This window comes from Streptomyces sp. NPDC092369, from assembly GCF_044755245.1.
Classification (GTDB): domain Bacteria; phylum Actinomycetota; class Actinomycetes; order Streptomycetales; family Streptomycetaceae; genus Streptomyces.
On record NZ_JBIVQP010000001.1, the window covers coordinates 1,865,481 to 1,881,940 of the forward strand.

The following is a 16,460-nucleotide window of genomic DNA, read 5'->3' on the forward strand; positions in this document are numbered from 1 at the left end:
ACTGGCTGGATCAAGGCGAGACGCCGATCAGGCACGTAGGCGTTGTTGACCCATGGGTAACCGTAGGGCTAGCTTTTCACTAGTTATCCACACGACTTTCCACGCATAACGGCGTCCCCTTTCGCACCGGTTCGCCGCTCGTAGGCCGTTTCCCCCCACCGTGCAGTTTCGCCGTTCATTCGGAGAATCATGACGTCTGCCCTGCGCGCCGAAGACCTGATCATTGGAATCACGCCGCTGCGTGAACCGGACGCCCGACTCGCCGCGGCGATCAGCCGCGCCGGCGGTCTGGGCGTACTGGATCTGGGCGCGGGTGACCGAAGAACGAGAGAGGCCCTGGCACGGTTGCGCCGCTGGGTGCCCGGGCCCTACGGGGTGCGCATCGGGGCCGGCTGCCGGATCCGGGCCGGTGAGATCACGGACGGCCCGACGACCGTGATCCTGGCCGCCGACGCCCCCTTAGGGACCGTGGATCTCGCCGGGAGTCATCGCGTACTCGTCGAGGTCACCGACCTGGACCAGGCCCTGGACGCGGTCCGCTCCGGAGCGCACGGGCTGATCGCCCGTGGCAGTGAAAGCGGAGGGCGCGTCGGCGAGTTGAGCACCTTCGTGCTCCTGCAGCAGGTGCTGGCCGACCCCCGCGTGGACGTCCCGGTCTGGGCCTGCGGGGGCATCGGTCCCCGTACGGCCGCCGCGGCGGTGGCCGGCGGGGCGGCCGGGGTCGTGCTCGACAGTCAGCTCGCGCTGCTGGCCGAGTCCGGGCTGCCCGAGGCGGCAGCCGCGGCGCTGCGTTCGATGGACGGCTCCGAGACGACGGTCGTGGCCGGTCACCGGGTGCTGCACCGGCGGGGACCCGACGCCCCGAAGGTGCGTACCGAGGACCCGGTCGAGGTGGCCCGCTCCCTCGGCGCCCAGGATCTCCGCACCCAGCTCCTCCCCGTGGGCCAAGACGGCTTCCTGGCAGCCCGGTTCGCCGAGCGGTGGGGGGACGTCGGCGGTGTGGTCCGCGGGCTGACCGCCGCCGTGCGGGAGGCCGTGCGGGACGACGGGCCCGCCCTGGCACTGCGCCACGACTCCCCCATGAGCCAGGCCCTCGGAACCGAACTGCCCATCGCCCAGGGCCCGATGACCCGGGTCAGCGACCAGGCGGGGTTCGCCGCCGCGGTCGCCGAAGGGGACGGACTGCCGTTCATCGCGCTGGCGTTGGCGAACGGCGAGCAGACGCAGGCGATGCTCACCGAGACCCGGGACGCCGTGGCCGGTCGCCCCTGGGGCGTCGGAGTGCTCGGCTTCGCGCCCGAGGAGACCAGGAACGCCCAGCTCGAAGCCGTACGCCGACTCCGGCCCACGCACGCGATCATCGCCGGCGGCCGGCCCTCGCAGGCCGAGGCGCTGGAGAGCGCCGGGATCCGCACCTTCCTGCACGTGCCCTCACCGGGACTGCTGCGGCAGTTCCTTGAGGCGGGCGTCCGCCGGTTCGTCTTCGAGGGCTCGGAATGCGGCGGCCACGTCGGCCCCCGCAACAGCTTTCCGCTCTGGGAGGCCCAACTCGCCGTACTGGAGGACTTCCCCGAGGCCGAGGGCCTGGAGGTGTTCTTCGCGGGCGGTGTGCACGACGAGCGGTCCGCCGCGATGGTGGCCGCACTCGCCGCTCCACTGACGGCACGCGGCGCGGCCGTCGGCGTCCTGATGGGCACCGCCTACCTCTTCACCGAGGAGGCGGTGGCGCGCGGGGCGATCCGGCCCCTGTTCCAGGAACAGGTCGTAGGGGCGACCGGGACCGCCCTGCTGGAGACCGCGCCCGGCCATGCGACCCGCTGCGTACGGAGCCCGTTCAGCGACGGGTTCCGGGAGTTGGGGGACCGGCTGCGGGAGCGGGGTGTGCCCGACCGGCGGATGTGGGAGGAGCTGGAGCGGCTCAACGTCGGCCGCCTGCGCATCGCGAGCAAGGGCGTCGAGCGGGACGAGAGCGGTCGGTTGGCGCCTGTCGACGAGGAACGCCAGCTCGCCGAGGGGATGTTCATGGCCGGCGAGGTGGCCGTGCTGCGCTCGGCGACCACGACCGTCGGCGCGCTGCACCGCTCGGTGACGGCGGGCGCCGCCGAGTTCTACGCGGGCAGGTCGCGTGAACTCCTGGGCGGGGAAGCGGACTTGGCCGAGGAGGACGTGCCCGAGCCGCTCGATGTCGCGGTCGTCGGCATGGCCTGCATGTTCCCGGGAGCACCCGACCTCGCCTCCTTCTGGGCCAACGTCCTGGGCGGCCACGACGCGGTGGGCGAGGTGCCGGCCACCCGCTGGGACCCCGCCGTGCACTGGTCCGAGGACGGCACCGGCGCCACCCCGTCCAAGTGGGGCGGCTTCCTGCCCGAGATCCCCTTCGACCCGCTGCGCTACGGCATCCCGCCGACCTCCCTCGGCAACATCGAGCCGGTGCAGCTGCTGGCCCTCGAAGCGGCCCGGCGCGCACTGGAGGACGCCGGATACGGCGAGCGGGGACGGGAGTTCGACCGGGCCCGCACCTCGGTGGTGTTCGGCGCGGAGGCGGGCAGCGACCTCTCCAACGCGACCACCCTGCGGGCCGTACTGCCCTCGTACTACGGCAAGGTCCCCGACGGGCTGGCCGAGCAGCTGCCGGACCTCACCGAGGACTCCTTCCCGGGGATGCTTGCCAACGTTGTCTCCGGCCGGATCGCCAACCGGCTCGACCTCGGCGGCGCCAACTACACGGTGGACGCGGCCTGCGCGTCCTCGCTGGCCGCGCTGGACGTGGCCTGCAAGGAACTCGTGGGCGGCACCAGCGACGTCGTGCTGTGCGGCGGCGCCGACCTGCACAACGGCATCAACGACTACGTGCTCTTCTCATCCGTGCACGCCCTCTCCCCCACCGGCCGCTCCCGGGCCTTCGACAGTTCCGCCGACGGCATCGCGCTCGGCGAGGGCGTCGCGTGCGTCGTCCTGAAGCGGCTGGCGGACGCCGAGCGCGATGGCGACCGGATCTACGGCGTGGTCAAGGGAGTCGGCAGCTCCAGCGACGGCCGCTCACTGGGCCTCACCGCACCGCGCCCGGAGGGACAGCGGGCCGCGCTGCAGCGGGCGTACCGCAACGCGGGTGTCTCGCCGGCCGAGGTCGGTCTCGTCGAGGCGCACGGCACCGGGACCGTGGTCGGCGACCGTACCGAACTCACCATCCTCAGCGAGGTGTTCACCGAGTCCGGTGCCGCGCCCGGCAGTTGCGCGCTCGGCTCGGTCAAGTCGCAGATCGGGCACACCAAGTGTGCCGCGGGGCTCGCGGGACTGATCAAGACCGTGCTGTCCCTGTACACCGGGGTCAAGCCGCCCACGCTGCACGTACGGCGGCCCAACGCGGCCTGGCGGGAGGGCGAGAGCCCCTTCGTCTTCCACACCGAGGCCCGTCCCTGGGCGGCGCCGGCCGGTGAACGGATCGCGGGACTGAGCGCGTTCGGCTTCGGCGGCACGAACTTCCACGCCGTGATCGAGGCCCACGCCGACGCCGTACCGCCGGCCCATGGCCTCAACGCCTGGCCGGCCGAGCTGTTCACCTTCCGCGGCACGGACCAGGCGGCCGCCCGACGCGGCATGGAGATTCTCCTGAAGACCGCGGAGTCCTCCGGCACCGACGGCCGACTGCCGTGGCGCCTACGGGATCTCGCACTCGCCGCGTCCCGCAGATCGGACGCACGCCACGACCCCGTCCACGCGGCCGTGGTCGCGACGGACGTCGAGGGACTGGTGACGCAGCTGCGGCGGGCGCTGGCCGGTGAGCACGATCCGGGGGCGGGCATTCATCTGGCGGCCGCCATCGTGGGGGGCGACGCGGAGACCGGCGTGGGGAGCGTCGCGGAAGCCGGCGTGAGCGGCGGCGCGACTTCCGGCGCGGGGCGCGTGTCGGTACCCGGCGCGGAGCAGGGAGCGGAAGCCGGCGTGAGCGGCGCCGCGACTTCCGGCGCGGGGCGCGTGTCGGCACCCGGCGCGGAGCAGGGACCGGAAGCCGGCGTGGAGCGCTTCGCGGGGCTCGGCGCGGAGCGCGGTGCGAGGAGCGGAACGGAATCCGGCGTACAGCCTGCCCCGGAGTCGCCCGGCAAAGTCGCCTTCCTCTTCCCCGGTCAGGGCAGCCAGCGTCCCGGGATGCTCGCGGACGTCTTCGTCGCCTTTCCCGAGCTGCAGTACTACCTGCAGCTCGGCCGCGACCACGCCGCCGCGCTCTATCCGCCGGCCGCGTTCGACGACGCCGCACAGGACCGTGCGCAGGCCGACCTGACCGACACCCGGGTCGCCCAGCCGGCCCTCGGCATCACCTCGCTCGCCGCGTACGCCCTGCTCGGGGCGGCGGGCGTGCGGCCCGACATGGCGGCCGGGCACAGTTACGGCGAGCTGGCCGCCCTGTGCGCGGCCGGCGTGATCGAGCCCGAGGCGCTGCTGGAGCTGAGCGCCGAGCGCGCGGCGGCGATCCTCGCGGCCACCGGCGGGGACGACCCCGGCACCATGGCCGCGGTCGCCGCCGGCGCCGAGGAGGTCGCGGCGGCTCTGCGGGCGGCCGGCGCCCCCGAGTCGGTCGTCCTCGCCAACCACAACTCGCCCAGCCAGACAGTCATTTCGGGCCCGACCGACGCGGTCACCGCCGCCGTACGACTGCTGCGCGAGGCCGGTCTCGGCGCCAAGCGCATCTCCGTGGCCTGTGCCTTCCACAGCCCCCTGGTGGCGGACGCGGGCGAGCGGTTCGCGCAGGCGCTCGCGGCCCGGCCCGTGCACGCGCCGGAGTTCCCGGTGTGGTCCAACCGCACCGCCGCCCCCTACGCCGGTGACGCCGACGCGATCCGCGCCGAACTCGCCGCCCAGATCGGCGCGCCGGTCCGTTTCGTCGCGCAGATCGAGGCGATGTACGAGGCCGGGGCGCGGATCTTCGTGGAGGCGGGGCCCGGGACGGTACTGACCCGACTGGTCGGCCAGATCCTCGGCGACCGCCCGCATCAGGTCGTCGCGTGCGAGCCCCGGCCCGGCAGCGGGCTGCGCGGCTGGCTCGACGCGCTGGCCCAACTGGCCGTCGCCGGCGTGCCGGTGCGCACCGGATGGCTGTTCCAGGGGCGTGACGCCGTCGACGCGACCCGGGCGACCGCGCCCAGGCGCCCCGGCTGGACGGTCGACGGCCAGTTGGTCCGTACGGCCGCAGGAGACACCCTTCCCGGTGCGCTCGCACCGGCTCGACGCGTTGTGGAGACGACCGTGACGACGAACCAGCCGGGCCCCGCCCCGGTCAACCGGGACGAGCTGATCGCCGAATTCCTGCGCACCAGCCGGGAGATGGTGGCCGCACAACGGGACGTCCTGCTGACGTACTTCGGTGCGACGGCCCCGGGTCAGTGGGTTCCCGCGCCCGCGGCCCCACCCATGGAGTGGGTACCGGGAGCCACCAGCGCACCGGTTCCGGCAGCCGTCGCCGCCGTCCCGCAGACGGCGCCCCTGCCTCAACTCCCCGTGGCCGCGCAGGAATTCGCGCCCGCCACCGACGCCCTCGGCGAGGCCGACGTGCTCGCTGTCGTTCTGGAGATCATCAGCGAACGGACCGGCTACCCCGTCGACATGATCGAGCCCGACCTCGACCTGGAGGCGGACCTCAGCATCGACTCGATCAAACGGGCCGAGATAGCGGGCGAGTTGGCGAAGCGGCTGGGCATCGGCGCCGGAACGGACGTGACCGCGCTGGACGACTCCGAGCTGGAGGACCTGGCGAAGGCCCGCACGGCGGCCGCGGTGACGGACTGGCTGGCGGCGCGTCTGAGCGGACCCACGACGACGGCGCCCGAGCAGCCGGCGGCGGCCCCTGACACCCCGAGTGCCCCCGCCACTCCGACCGCGCCGGACACCCCGGACGTCGCCGGCGTGGCTCCCCGGCGCTTCGTGCTCCGGCCCATTCTCCTCCCCGACCACGGAAGCGCCCCCGCCGGCGAGGGCGCTTCCGTCGGCCCCAACTCCCTTGCACTCTCCGGGAAACGGTTCGTCATCCTCGGTGACGACGACACCGCGGCCGTGGCCCGTGCGGTCGCCGCCCGGCTCGCCGCGCACGGAGCCGAGGTCACCCCGCTCGCCGCCGACCACCTGCTCACCGAGGCCGACGGGACCGTGGACGGCGTCCTGTTCCTCGACCCGCTCGCGAGCGCCCGGCCTCCGGTGCTGCCCGAGGCGTTCTCCGTCCTCCAAGCGGTCCTGCGCCGCGCGCCACGCCACCTGCTGGCGGTACGCCCCGCCGAGCCGCACCTCCGCGCCGCGGGCCTGCACGGGGTGTTCCGCACGGTCGCCCGGGAGTACCCGGAGACCCGCGCGCGGATCGTCGACGTCGACGACCTCGCCCCGGCCGCCGTGGCGGACGCGGTCATCGGCGAGCTGACCGCCGCCGACGACGCCCCCGTGGTGGTGCGCGGGGCGTCCGGGCGGCACGGCCTGGAGCTGACCGAGGTGCCGCTCGGGGCGCTCGCCACCAACGGGGCCGGACCGGCCGGTGACGGCGCCGCCGAGGCCGCCGCGCTCGGCCTCGACCGGGACGCGGTGGTGCTGCTGGTCGGCGGCGCGCGGGGCATCACCGCGAAATTCGCCGCCGCACTCGCCGGGGCCTCCAGGTGCCGGATCGAACTGCTCGGCCGTACACCCGCCCCGGTCGGACCCGAGGACCCGGCGACCGCCGCCGCCGGCACCCCCGCCGAACTGCGCGCGGCCCTCGCCGCCCAGGGCGGCCGCTCCCCCGCCGACATCAACCGCGCCGCCGAACTCCTCCTGGCCCAGCGGGAGATCACGGCCACCCTTGCGGAACTCGCCGCGCTCGGCAGCCCGGCGCGCTACCACTCCGTCGACTTCCGCGAACCCGACGGCGCCCTCCAGGCGGTGAAGGAGATCCACGCCGAGCACGGCCGCCTCGACGGGGTCGTCTACGCGGCCGGGGTGATCGAGGACCGGCTGATCGCGGAGAAGACCGCCGAGTCCTTCGGGCGGGTCTACGGCACCAAGACGGAGGGCGCCGAGACCCTGCTCTCCGCCCTGGCCGAACTCCCCAACGGCCCTGCCTTCGCCGTGCTGTTCGGCAGCATCTCGGCCGTCCTCGGCAACCGCGGACAGGTCGACTACGCCGCCGCCAACGACGCGCTGGAGAGCCTCGGTACCGCGTGGGCGGCCCGCACCGGGCGGCGCGCGCTGACCGTGCACTGGGGGCCGTGGGCGCCCACCGGCGGTCATCACGGCATGGTGACACCGGAGTTGGGCCGCGAGTACGCCCGGCGCGGGATCGGCCTGATCGACCCGGAGGAGGGCACCGCGGCGCTGCTGCGCGAACTCGCCTGGGGCGAGGAGTCGGCCCGCTCCGTCGTCTACACCGCGTCGGGCTGGTGACATGACCAGCCCCGTGGCCATCGTGGGCATGTCGGTGCTGCTGCCGGGCGCCCCGGACCTGGACACCTACTGGCGCAATCTGCTGGACGGCACCGACGCCATCACGGACGTGCCGGACGGCAGGTGGGACGCGGACGCGTACTACCGGCCGGGCTCCGCCGGCGGTCCGGCCGTCGCCGACCAGGTGTACTGCCGGCGCGGCGGGTTCGTCGACTCGCTGGCGGAGGTCGAGGTCACCCGGTTCGGGATCATGCCGAACTCGGTGGCCGGGACCGAGCCGGACCAGCTGATCGCGCTGAAGGTGGCAGCGCAGGCCGTCGCCGACGCGGGCGGCGAGGACCGGCTGCCCGACCGCGACCGCGTCGGGATCATCCTGGGCCGGGGCGGCTATCTGACCCCCGGCCTGGTCCGGCTCGACCAGCGGGTGCGTACGGCGGGGCAACTCGTGCGCACGCTGGGCGAGTTGCTGCCCGACCTGACACCCGGCCAACTCGCCCGGGTGCGGACGGCGTTCACCGAGCGGCTCGGCCCGGACAGCCCCGAGTCGGCCATCGGCCTGGTGCCCAACCTGGCCGCCTCCCGGGTCGCCAACCGTCTCGACCTGCGCGGTCCGGCGTACACGGTGGACGCGGCCTGCGCGTCCTCGCTGGTCGCCGTCGACCAGGCGGTGACCGAACTCGACTCCGGCCGCTGCGACTTGATGCTGGCCGGAGGCGTCCACCACTGCCACGACATCACGCTCTGGAGCGTCTTCTCCCAACTGCGCGCCCTCTCCCCGAGTCAGCGCATCCGGCCCTTCCACCGGGGCGCCGACGGCATCCTCATCGGCGAGGGCACCGGCGTGGTCGTCCTCAAGCGTCTCGCCGACGCCGAACGCGACGGCGACCGGATCTACGCCGTGATCCGGGGCACCGGGGTCGCGAGCGACGGCCGCGCGGCGAGCCTCTTCAACCCCGACTCGGCCGGCCAGACCCACGCCGTACGCCAGGCGTGGCGGGCGGCGGGTCTCGATCCGGCGGAGCCCGGTTCGATCGGCCTCCTGGAGGCCCACGGCACGGCGACACCCGCCGGTGACGGCGCCGAACTGGCCACTCTGGCGGAGGTGTTCGGCCGCAGCGGGAGATCGGGGCGGGGCGAGCCAGCCGGTCGGGGCGAGGGCGACGCGGTCATCGGCTCGGTGAAGTCGATGATCGGCCACACCATGCCCGCCGCCGGAGTCGCCGGCCTGATCAAGGCGGCCCTCGCCGTGCACCACGGCATGCTCCTGCCGACCCTGCACTGCGACGACCCGCACCCCGCACTCATGGCGACCCGCTTCCGCCCGCTGGAGAAGGCGACGCCCTGGGAGACCTCGGCCGAGCGTCCGGTGCGACGGGCGGCCGTCAACGCGTTCGGGTTCGGCGGGATCAACGCACACGTGGTGCTGGAGGAGGCGCCGGGTGCGGTACGACCGGGACAGTCACGTCCGGTGACCGTCACCGAACCCGAGCGCGTCCTCGCCCTCGCCGCAGACACCCCCGAAAACCTCGCCGCTCTGCTCGACGCCGACGACAGTGCCGTACTGGCCGCGGGCCTCGACACCGCGCGCCCCTCGACCACGGCGGGCGGCGCGCGGCTCGGCATCGTCGACCCGACCGCGAAGCGACTCGCGCTGGCCCGGCGCGCGGTCGCCAAGGGGCGGGCCTGGCAGGGGCGCAGTGATGTGTGGTTCGCGCCGCGCCCGCTGACCGGCACGACCGCCTTCCTCTTCCCCGGCCTGGAGGGCGACTTCGACCCGCAAGTCGACGACGTGGCCGACCACTTCGGGCTGCCGCCGATCCGTTCGGCGGGCCCGGCACGGGTCGGGGACGTGGGCCGGCACGGCCTGGGTGTCGTCTCCGTCGGCCGGCTTCTCGACGCCGCCCTGCGCCGCATGGGTGTGGTCCCTGACGCGGTCGCCGGGCACAGCGTGGGCGAGTGGACCGCGATGGTGGCGGCCGGGGTGTACGCGGGGGACGAGGTCGGCGCCTTCATGGACTCCTTCGACCCGGACCAACTGACCGTCCCGGGGCTGGCGTTCGGCGCGATCGGCACGTCCGCCGAACGGGTCCTCGCCGCGCTGGACGGGAAGTGGGCGGCCGCCGGTGTCGTCCTCTCGCACGAAAACGCGCCGGGCCAGTCGATGGTGTGCGGCCCGGTCGAGGCCGTGACGGAGTTCGTTCGGGCCTTCCGGGCGGAGGGTGTGCTGAGTCAGGTGCTGCCGTTCCAGTCCGGCTTCCACACCCCCATGTTGAAGCCGTACCTCGGTCCCATCGAGGAGGCCACCGACCGCTTCCGGCTCCACGCGCCGACGGTCCCCCTGTGGTCGGGGACGACCGCGTCACCGTTCCCCGAGGACGAGGCCGCCATCCGGGCGCTGTTCGTCCGGCATCTGCTGGAGCCGGTCCGGTTCCGGCAGCTCGTCGAGGGGCTGTACACCGCCGGCCACCGCGTCTTCGTCCAGGTCGGCACCGGTCAGCTAGGCTCCCTGGTCGGCGACACCCTCGGCTCCCGCGACCATCTGGTCGTCGCCGCCAACTCGCCCCACCGCACGGGCCTCGCCCAACTCCGCCGAGTGGCGACCGCGTTGTGGACAACGGGGGCGGAGATCGCACCGGACCTGCCAGCGCGGGGACTTACACCTCAGGGACGTACATCTCAGGGACATACAGCTCTGGGGCGTACACGAACCGGCCGTCCACCCATCCACCTCGACCTGGGCGGGGCGCTGGTGTCGTTCGATGCCGCAACCCTCACGGAACTCCACGCGGAGCTACGGCCGATGACCATCGCGCCCGCACCCGCGGCGGCAACTCCCCCTCCCCAGACGTCAGTCGGCACCTCCCCCACCCTCGAAGCCCTCGTCGCCGACTCCCCCGTCGCCGCCGAACTCTCCGCCCTCCTCCGCGACACCGCCGACACCGCCGCCGCGCTGATCACGGCGAGCGTCGGTCACGCGTCCTCGTCTTCACCCGCACCCACGTCATTCGCCCCGCCCACCAACGACCACCGCGTCCAGGCGCCCCCGCCCACCAAGGGCCACCATGTCCGGACACCCCCGCCCACCGGCCACCGCACCAGCCTCCACGTCTCCCCCGACGCCATGCCCTACCTGCTCGACCACTGCTTCTTCCCGCAGCGTCCCGGCTGGCCCGACGTCGCCGACCGGTGGCCGGTCGTGCCCGCGACGACGATCGTGCAGCACATCATGGACGCGGCCGAGGCAACCGCTCCCGGCATGCGGGCGGTCGCGGTCCACGGCGCACGCTTCGACCAGTGGCTGACGGCGACACCCCCCGTCGACGTGCCGGTGACCGTCACCCCCGACGGCCCCAACCGCCTCGCCGTCACCTTCGGCCCCGGCGCCCGAGCCGTCGTGGAACTGGCCCCCGCCTACCCGGCCGCCCCCGCGCACCACCCCCACCCCGGCGGGGACCGCACCCCCGAGCACACCGCCGCCCAGCTCTACGGCGAACGCTGGATGTTCCACGGCCCGGCGTTCCAGGGCGTCACCGAACTGACCGGCATCGGCGACCATCACGTCCGCGGGGTCATCACGACCCCGCCGGCCCCCGGTGCGCTCCTCGACAACGTCGGCCAGATCCTCGGCTACTGGATCATGGCGACCCGCAAGAACCGCACGGTGGTCTTCCCGGTCCAGATGCGCGAGATGCGCTTCTACGGTCCTCATCCGCGCCCCGGCACGGACGTGGAGTGCGTGGTCTCGATCACCTCCCTGACCGCCGCCGTCCTCGAAGCCGACATCCGGCTGAGCGTCGGCGGGCAGGTCTGGGCGGAGTTGACCGGCTGGCAGGACCGGCGCTTCGACAACGACCCCAAGACCCGTCCCGTCGAGCGCTTCCCGGACCGCAACACCCTCTCCGAAGCGCGCCCCGGCGGCTGGAGTCTGCTGCACGAGCGCTGGCCCGACCTCGCCTCGCGCGACCTGATCATGCGCAACTCACTGAGCGGCGCGGAGCGTTCGCAGTACGCCGAGCACGCCCCGCGCGGCCGCAGGCAGTGGCTGCTCGGGCGGATCGCGCTCAAGGACGCGGTACGGCAGTGGCTGTGGGACCAGGGCGAGGGGCCCGTCTTCCCGGCGGAGATCCGGGTGCACAACGACGACCTGGGCCGCCCCTACGTCACCGGCCTGCACGGACGTGAACTGCCCGCGCTGGACGTCTCCTTGGCGCACCGAGCCGAGTCGGCGGTCGCGATCGTACGGCCGCACACGCCAGGTCCCGGCCCCGGCATCGACCTCGAAGAGGTCGTGGAGCGCGACCCGTCGACCGTCACCACCGCACTCGGCCCGGCCGAACTGCGGCTCCTGCACGCCGTATGCGCCGACACGGGCGAGTCCGAAGCCCTGTGGTTCACCCGCTTCTGGGCCGCCAAGGAGGCGGTCGCCAAGGCCGAGGGCACCGGCTTCGGCGGACGCCCCCGGGACTTCGAGATCCTCGAAGTCACCGACACAGAGCGGCTGTTGGTCTCGGGGCGGCTCGAACGCGCGTACACCGTGCACCTCGAACGCACCGGCAATCCCCCCGCACTGCCCGACCGGGACTACGTCGTGGCCTGGACCACGGGCCCGCAGCACGCAGAGGAGTCGTACGACCGATGACCGATCCCACCGCCCCTTCCACCGCCACGGAAGAGTCCACCCCCACGGACGAGGACGCGGTTCTCGCCGACATCACCGGCATGCTGGCGCGCCTGCTGGAGGACGAGTACGGCCTCGACGACGTCGAGATCGGCATGACGACCACGTTCAACCGCGATCTGGAGCTGGAGAGCATCGACCTGGTGACGCTCGCCGGGCTCTTGCAGGAGAAGTACGGCAGGCGGGTCAACTTCGCTGAGTTCCTGGCCGACATGGAGTTCGACGAGATCATCGAGCTCACCGTCGGCCGGCTGGTCGAGTACGTGGTGCAGAGCCTGAAGTCGGCGGAGGCGGGCTGAGTCATGGCACTGGTCGACACCGGTCAACTCCGCATGCACGTACAGAGAATGGGACCCCGCGAAGGCGGCGCCCCGAACGCCACGGTGGTCCTGGTCCACGGCCTGCTCACCGACAGCCTGGCCAGCTACTACTTCACGATCGGGCCGCCGTTCGCGGCGGCCGGCCTCGACGTCGTCATGTACGACCTGCGCGGCCACGGCCGCAGCGAGCGCCCGGCGAGCGGCTACACCCTCGACGACAACCTCGACGACCTGGAGGCCTTGCTCGACACCCTGGAGGTGACGGGCCCAGTGCACCTGGTCGGCAACTCCTACGGCGGCACCATCGCCTTCGGCTACGCGGCCCGCCACCCTCAGCGGGCGGCGAGCGTCTCCCTCATCGAGTCCCAGCCGGCGACCGCGACCTGGTCGGAGAAGATGGACGAGGTCCTCCAACAGGTGCTGCACGAGCTGGCGTTCAACGAGGCCGACGCGCTCGCGTGGATCGCCGTCAACCGCAGCCACAACACCGCCCGGCTGGCCAAGAGCGCGGCCCGGCTGGCCCGTGAGACCAGCCTCGCGCAGGACATCGCCGCCAGCCGCGTGCTGACGGAGGATCAGATCGGTGCGGTGAGCTGCCCGGTGCTCGGGGTGTTCGGCGCCGACTCGGGACTCGCGCTGCTGACCCCGTGGCTGGAGGGCCTGCTGCCCGACTGCCGGACGGTCGTCCTGCCGGGGCACGAGCACTCGGTGCTGGTGGAGGCGGCGGGTGCGGTGGGCGACCACGTGCTGGAGCACATCCGGGACGCCACCGAGCGGACCCGTGCGAGCAGCCCGGCGGCCGTCCGGTGAGCAGATTCCTGTTCGTCGTGCCGCCCCTGGTGGGGCACATCAACCCGACCGTCGGTGTGGCCGCCGAACTCGCCGCCCGGGGCCACGAGTCGGCGTGGGCCTGCGCCGATCCCGCTCTGGTCCGGCGGCTGGCGGGGGACGGCGTCCGGGTGTACCCGTGCGCGGGACCGATGCTGGGCTCGGGTGACGGTTCACGGCCGCCGGAGCTGCGCGGCCCGGAGGCGCTGAAGTTCCTGTGGGAACGGTTCCTGGTGCCGCTGGCCGTCGAGATGGCGCCCGGAGTGGAGGCCGCTGTCGCGAAGTTCGCGCCGGACGCGGTCGTCGCCGACCAACAGACCCTGGCCGGCGGCCTGGTGGCCGAGCGGCTCGGCGTCCCGTGGGCCACCTCGGCGACCACGTCGGCCGAACTCACCGACGCGCTGGCGGGTTTGCCCAAGGTCAGGCGCTGGCTGGACGACGAGATCCACGCCCTGCGCGTCCGCGTCGGCGACCCGGTGGGAAGCTCCGACCCCCGGTTCTCCCCGCACCTCGTACTCGCCTTCAGCACAAGGGAGTTGGCCGGTCCCGAGGCGTTGGAGGGCGAGAGCATCCGCTGGGTCGGCCCGTCGATCGCGTCCCGCCCGGCGGCACCCGGTTTCCCCTGGGACTGGCTCGACCCCTCCCGCGACCGGGTCCTGGTCACCCTGGGCACCGCCAACACCGACGTCGGCGGACGTTTCCTCGCCGAGTGCCTGACCGCGCTGCGGGCGCGGGCGGACCGGGTGCAGTCGGTGATCGTGGACCCGGGCGGCACGCTCACGGGACCCGACGCCGGTACCGCCCTCGACAACGCCACCCACGGCGACCCCACCGACGACAAGGACGTACTGGTCGTCCCCTCCGTCCCCCAACTCCCGCTGCTCGAAAGGGTCGACGCGGTCGTCTGCCACGCCGGGCACAACACGGTCTGTGAGGCCCTGTGGCACGGGGTCCCGCTCGTCGTGGCACCGATCCGTGACGACCAGCCGGTCATCGCGGGTCAGGTCACCGCCGCGGGAGCCGGGGTCCGGGTCCGTTTCGGCCGGGTGACCGCGGTGAGGCTGGGCGCGGCGATCGACGCGGTGCTGCACGAGCCGGAACACCGCGTGGCCGCGGACCGGATCGCCACGGCCTTCCGCGCGGCCGGCGGCACCGCGACGGCGGCCACCCACCTGGAACGACTGGCGCGTCCTGAGCCGGAACAGCCGGCGCGTCCTTCGAAGGAGGACCAGTGAGCAGCACCCCCGAGCCACCCGAAGCACCGACGCCACCCGAACCCGCTGCCCCCTCGCGCACCGAACAGGTCGCCGCCCTGCGCCCGGCCTACCAGGCCGACCTCGCGGACGGCACAGCCCGCTTCTTCGAACCCCGCCGCACCACCTGCCCCTGGTGCGACTCGGTGGAGCTGAAGACCCGGCTGCGCACCACGGACCTGCTCCAGCACAAGCCCGGTGCCTTCGTCCTGGACCACTGCCAGAGCTGCCGGCACACCTTCCAGAACCCCCGACTGAGCGAGGCGGGGCTGGAGTTCTACTACCGGGACTTCTACGACGGCCTGGGCGAGAAGCAGGTCGGCACCACCTTCGGGGGCCGGACGAAGATGTACGAGGAGCGCGCGCGGTCGCTTCTCGCGCACTCGCCGACCCCCAAGAACTGGCTGGACGTCGGGACGGGTCACGGCCACTTCTGCGAGTCCGCCCGCACGGTCTACCCGGACACCGCCTTCGACGGTCTCGACTTCACGGACGGCGCCGAACTCGCCGAGCGGGAAGGGCGGGTGGAGCGCGGATACCGCGGGAGCTTCCCCGAACTGGCGCCGGAGTTCTCGGGCCACTACGACGTCTTGAGCATGTTCCACTACCTGGAGCACAGCACGCAGCCCGACCTGGAGCTCAGGGCCGCGCACCGGGTGATCCGTCCCGGTGGCCACCTGTTGATCGAAGTGCCGGACCCGGAAAGCCGGTTGGCCCGGTTGCTCGGCCGCTGGTGGCTGCCCTGGCTCCAGCCGCAGCACCTGCACTTCGTCCCGGTGGCGAACCTGCGGGGCCGACTGGCGGAGTTGGGCTTCACGGTGGTCGCGGAGCAGCACGCCGAGCCCCACGATCCGGTCGATCTGCTGGCCGCCGTATGGCTGGGTCTGGACGCGGCCGTGCCCGACGACGTGCCCTGGCACGCAAAGCCGCCGTCCGCGGTTCGGCGCTGTGTGCGGACCGCCGTCCTGATCGCCGGCATCCCGGCGTTCTTGCTGGGCACGCTCCTGGACCGGTTCGCCGTGAAGCCGCTCTCGGGCAGGCTGCGGCTGTCGAACGCCTACCGGTTGGTGGCTCGCCGGGACTGAGCCCGTCGGGGCACTGTCAGCTCGCGGTGCGTCGGATCCGGCCGGCGTACCGCTTCTCCAGCTCCAGGTTGCCCTCGAAGCCGCCGGGCACATTGGCCGAGACGTAGACGGGCGGGCGGTCGCCGGTGGCGAGGAGTTGGCGGGATGCCTCGGCGACCGCCATCTGGATCAGCATCACGCCGGTGAGCGTGGACAGGGCGCAGACGGCGCCGCCGCCGGGGAGGTCGAGGAGAGCGTCACCGCGCGGGGCCCGGTTGTCGAGGACGACGTCGGCGAGGTCGGCGAGCTTCTTGCCGCTGGCGTGGCCGGCCGGGACGGCGCGGGTGTGGGCGAGCGAGGTGATGGCCAGGAGGCGGTGGCCCTGCTCCTTGGCCAGCAGGGCGGTTTCGACGATCACGTTGTTCACGCCGGAGTTGGAGATGACGACGAAGAGGTCCTGGGGGCGTGGAGCGGCGAGCCGGTAGATCCGCTCGGCGACACCCGCGCGGCGCTCCAGGAGCGGGTCGTCCAGGACGCCGGGGTCCTCACCGCCGTAGAGGACGAGGTCGGCGATGCTCAGCCGGTTGGTGGGCACCAACCCGCCCGCGCGGCCCGCGAGTTCGAGGACCATCGCCTGGGAGTGGCCGGTGCCGAAGGCCTGGATGACGCCGTCGCCGCGCACGCAGTCGGCGATCAGTTCGGCGGCGCGTGTCACCTCGTCGTGTGCGGACCGGGCGAGGTCCTGGAGGACGGCCAGGCCCTCGCGCGCGAAGCCCTCGGCGCTCACGGACTCGACGGACACGCGACCTCCCCACTGGTGGATCGAACCACCTCGTGTATGACCCATCTAGTGAATCAATAAATCACATGTCCGGGATCCGGGGCAATGAGCCGATGTCGGCGGCACTGTCGGGTCCTGGTA

The 16,460-nt window shown here is 73.3% G+C and carries 7 protein-coding genes; 6 read left to right on the top strand and 1 reads right to left on the bottom strand.

All coding sequences use genetic code 11. The annotated features are described in order from the left end of the window. Window positions 1-189 precede the first annotated feature (189 nt). Genes ACIQI8_RS08155 through ACIQI8_RS08180 form a run of 6 tightly spaced genes read left to right on the top strand, consistent with a single transcriptional unit; the run spans window position 190 to window position 15,559 of the window. Window positions 190-7,395: an SDR family oxidoreductase gene (locus ACIQI8_RS08155; RefSeq protein WP_402346080.1), complete on the top strand. Its 7,206-nt coding sequence runs from the start codon at window positions 190-192 to the stop codon at window positions 7,393-7,395. 1 nt (window position 7,396) lies between these two features. Further along, on the top strand, window positions 7,397-12,034 hold the full coding sequence (locus tag ACIQI8_RS08160) for a type I polyketide synthase (protein WP_402346081.1): 4,638 nt from the start codon (window positions 7,397-7,399) through the stop codon (window positions 12,032-12,034). Next, window positions 12,031-12,372 (top strand): acyl carrier protein, encoded by a 342-nt coding sequence (locus ACIQI8_RS08165; protein ID WP_402346083.1) that lies wholly within the window; start codon window positions 12,031-12,033, stop codon window positions 12,370-12,372. Before ACIQI8_RS08160 ends, ACIQI8_RS08165 begins: the two co-directional genes overlap by 4 nt. Window positions 12,373-12,375: 3 nt before the next feature. Next, complete coding sequence (locus tag ACIQI8_RS08170) at window positions 12,376-13,203, top strand: alpha/beta fold hydrolase (RefSeq protein WP_402346084.1); 828 nt, start codon at window positions 12,376-12,378, stop codon at window positions 13,201-13,203. Continuing rightward, a complete protein-coding gene (locus ACIQI8_RS08175; protein WP_402346086.1) occupies window positions 13,200-14,456 on the top strand; it encodes a glycosyltransferase in 1,257 nt (418 codons plus the stop codon). Before ACIQI8_RS08170 ends, ACIQI8_RS08175 begins: the two co-directional genes overlap by 4 nt. Then, window positions 14,453-15,559: a class I SAM-dependent methyltransferase gene (locus ACIQI8_RS08180; RefSeq protein WP_402346088.1), complete on the top strand. Its 1,107-nt coding sequence runs from the start codon at window positions 14,453-14,455 to the stop codon at window positions 15,557-15,559. The genes ACIQI8_RS08175 and ACIQI8_RS08180 overlap by 4 nt, the downstream gene beginning before the upstream one ends. 16 nt (window positions 15,560-15,575) lie before the next feature. Here ACIQI8_RS08180 and ACIQI8_RS08185 read toward each other — a convergent pair whose 3' ends face one another. Next, window positions 15,576-16,340 carry a sugar isomerase domain-containing protein gene (locus tag ACIQI8_RS08185; RefSeq protein WP_402346090.1) on the bottom strand — a complete coding sequence of 255 codons (765 nt, stop codon included), beginning with the start codon at window positions 16,338-16,340 and terminating at the stop codon, window positions 15,576-15,578. Window positions 16,341-16,460 lie beyond the last annotated feature (120 nt).

What these genes read in the sequence shown, in the direction of transcription:
- ACIQI8_RS08170 (WP_402346084.1), top strand. Translation starts at nt 12,376, where the DNA reads ATGGCACTGGTCGACACCGGTCAACTCCGCATGCACGTACAGAGAATG.
- ACIQI8_RS08160 (WP_402346081.1), top strand. Translation starts at nt 7,397, where the DNA reads ATGACCAGCCCCGTGGCCATCGTGGGCATGTCGGTGCTGCTGCCGGGC.
- ACIQI8_RS08165 (WP_402346083.1), top strand. Translation starts at nt 12,031, where the DNA reads ATGACCGATCCCACCGCCCCTTCCACCGCCACGGAAGAGTCCACCCCC.
- ACIQI8_RS08155 (WP_402346080.1), top strand. Translation starts at nt 190, where the DNA reads ATGACGTCTGCCCTGCGCGCCGAAGACCTGATCATTGGAATCACGCCG.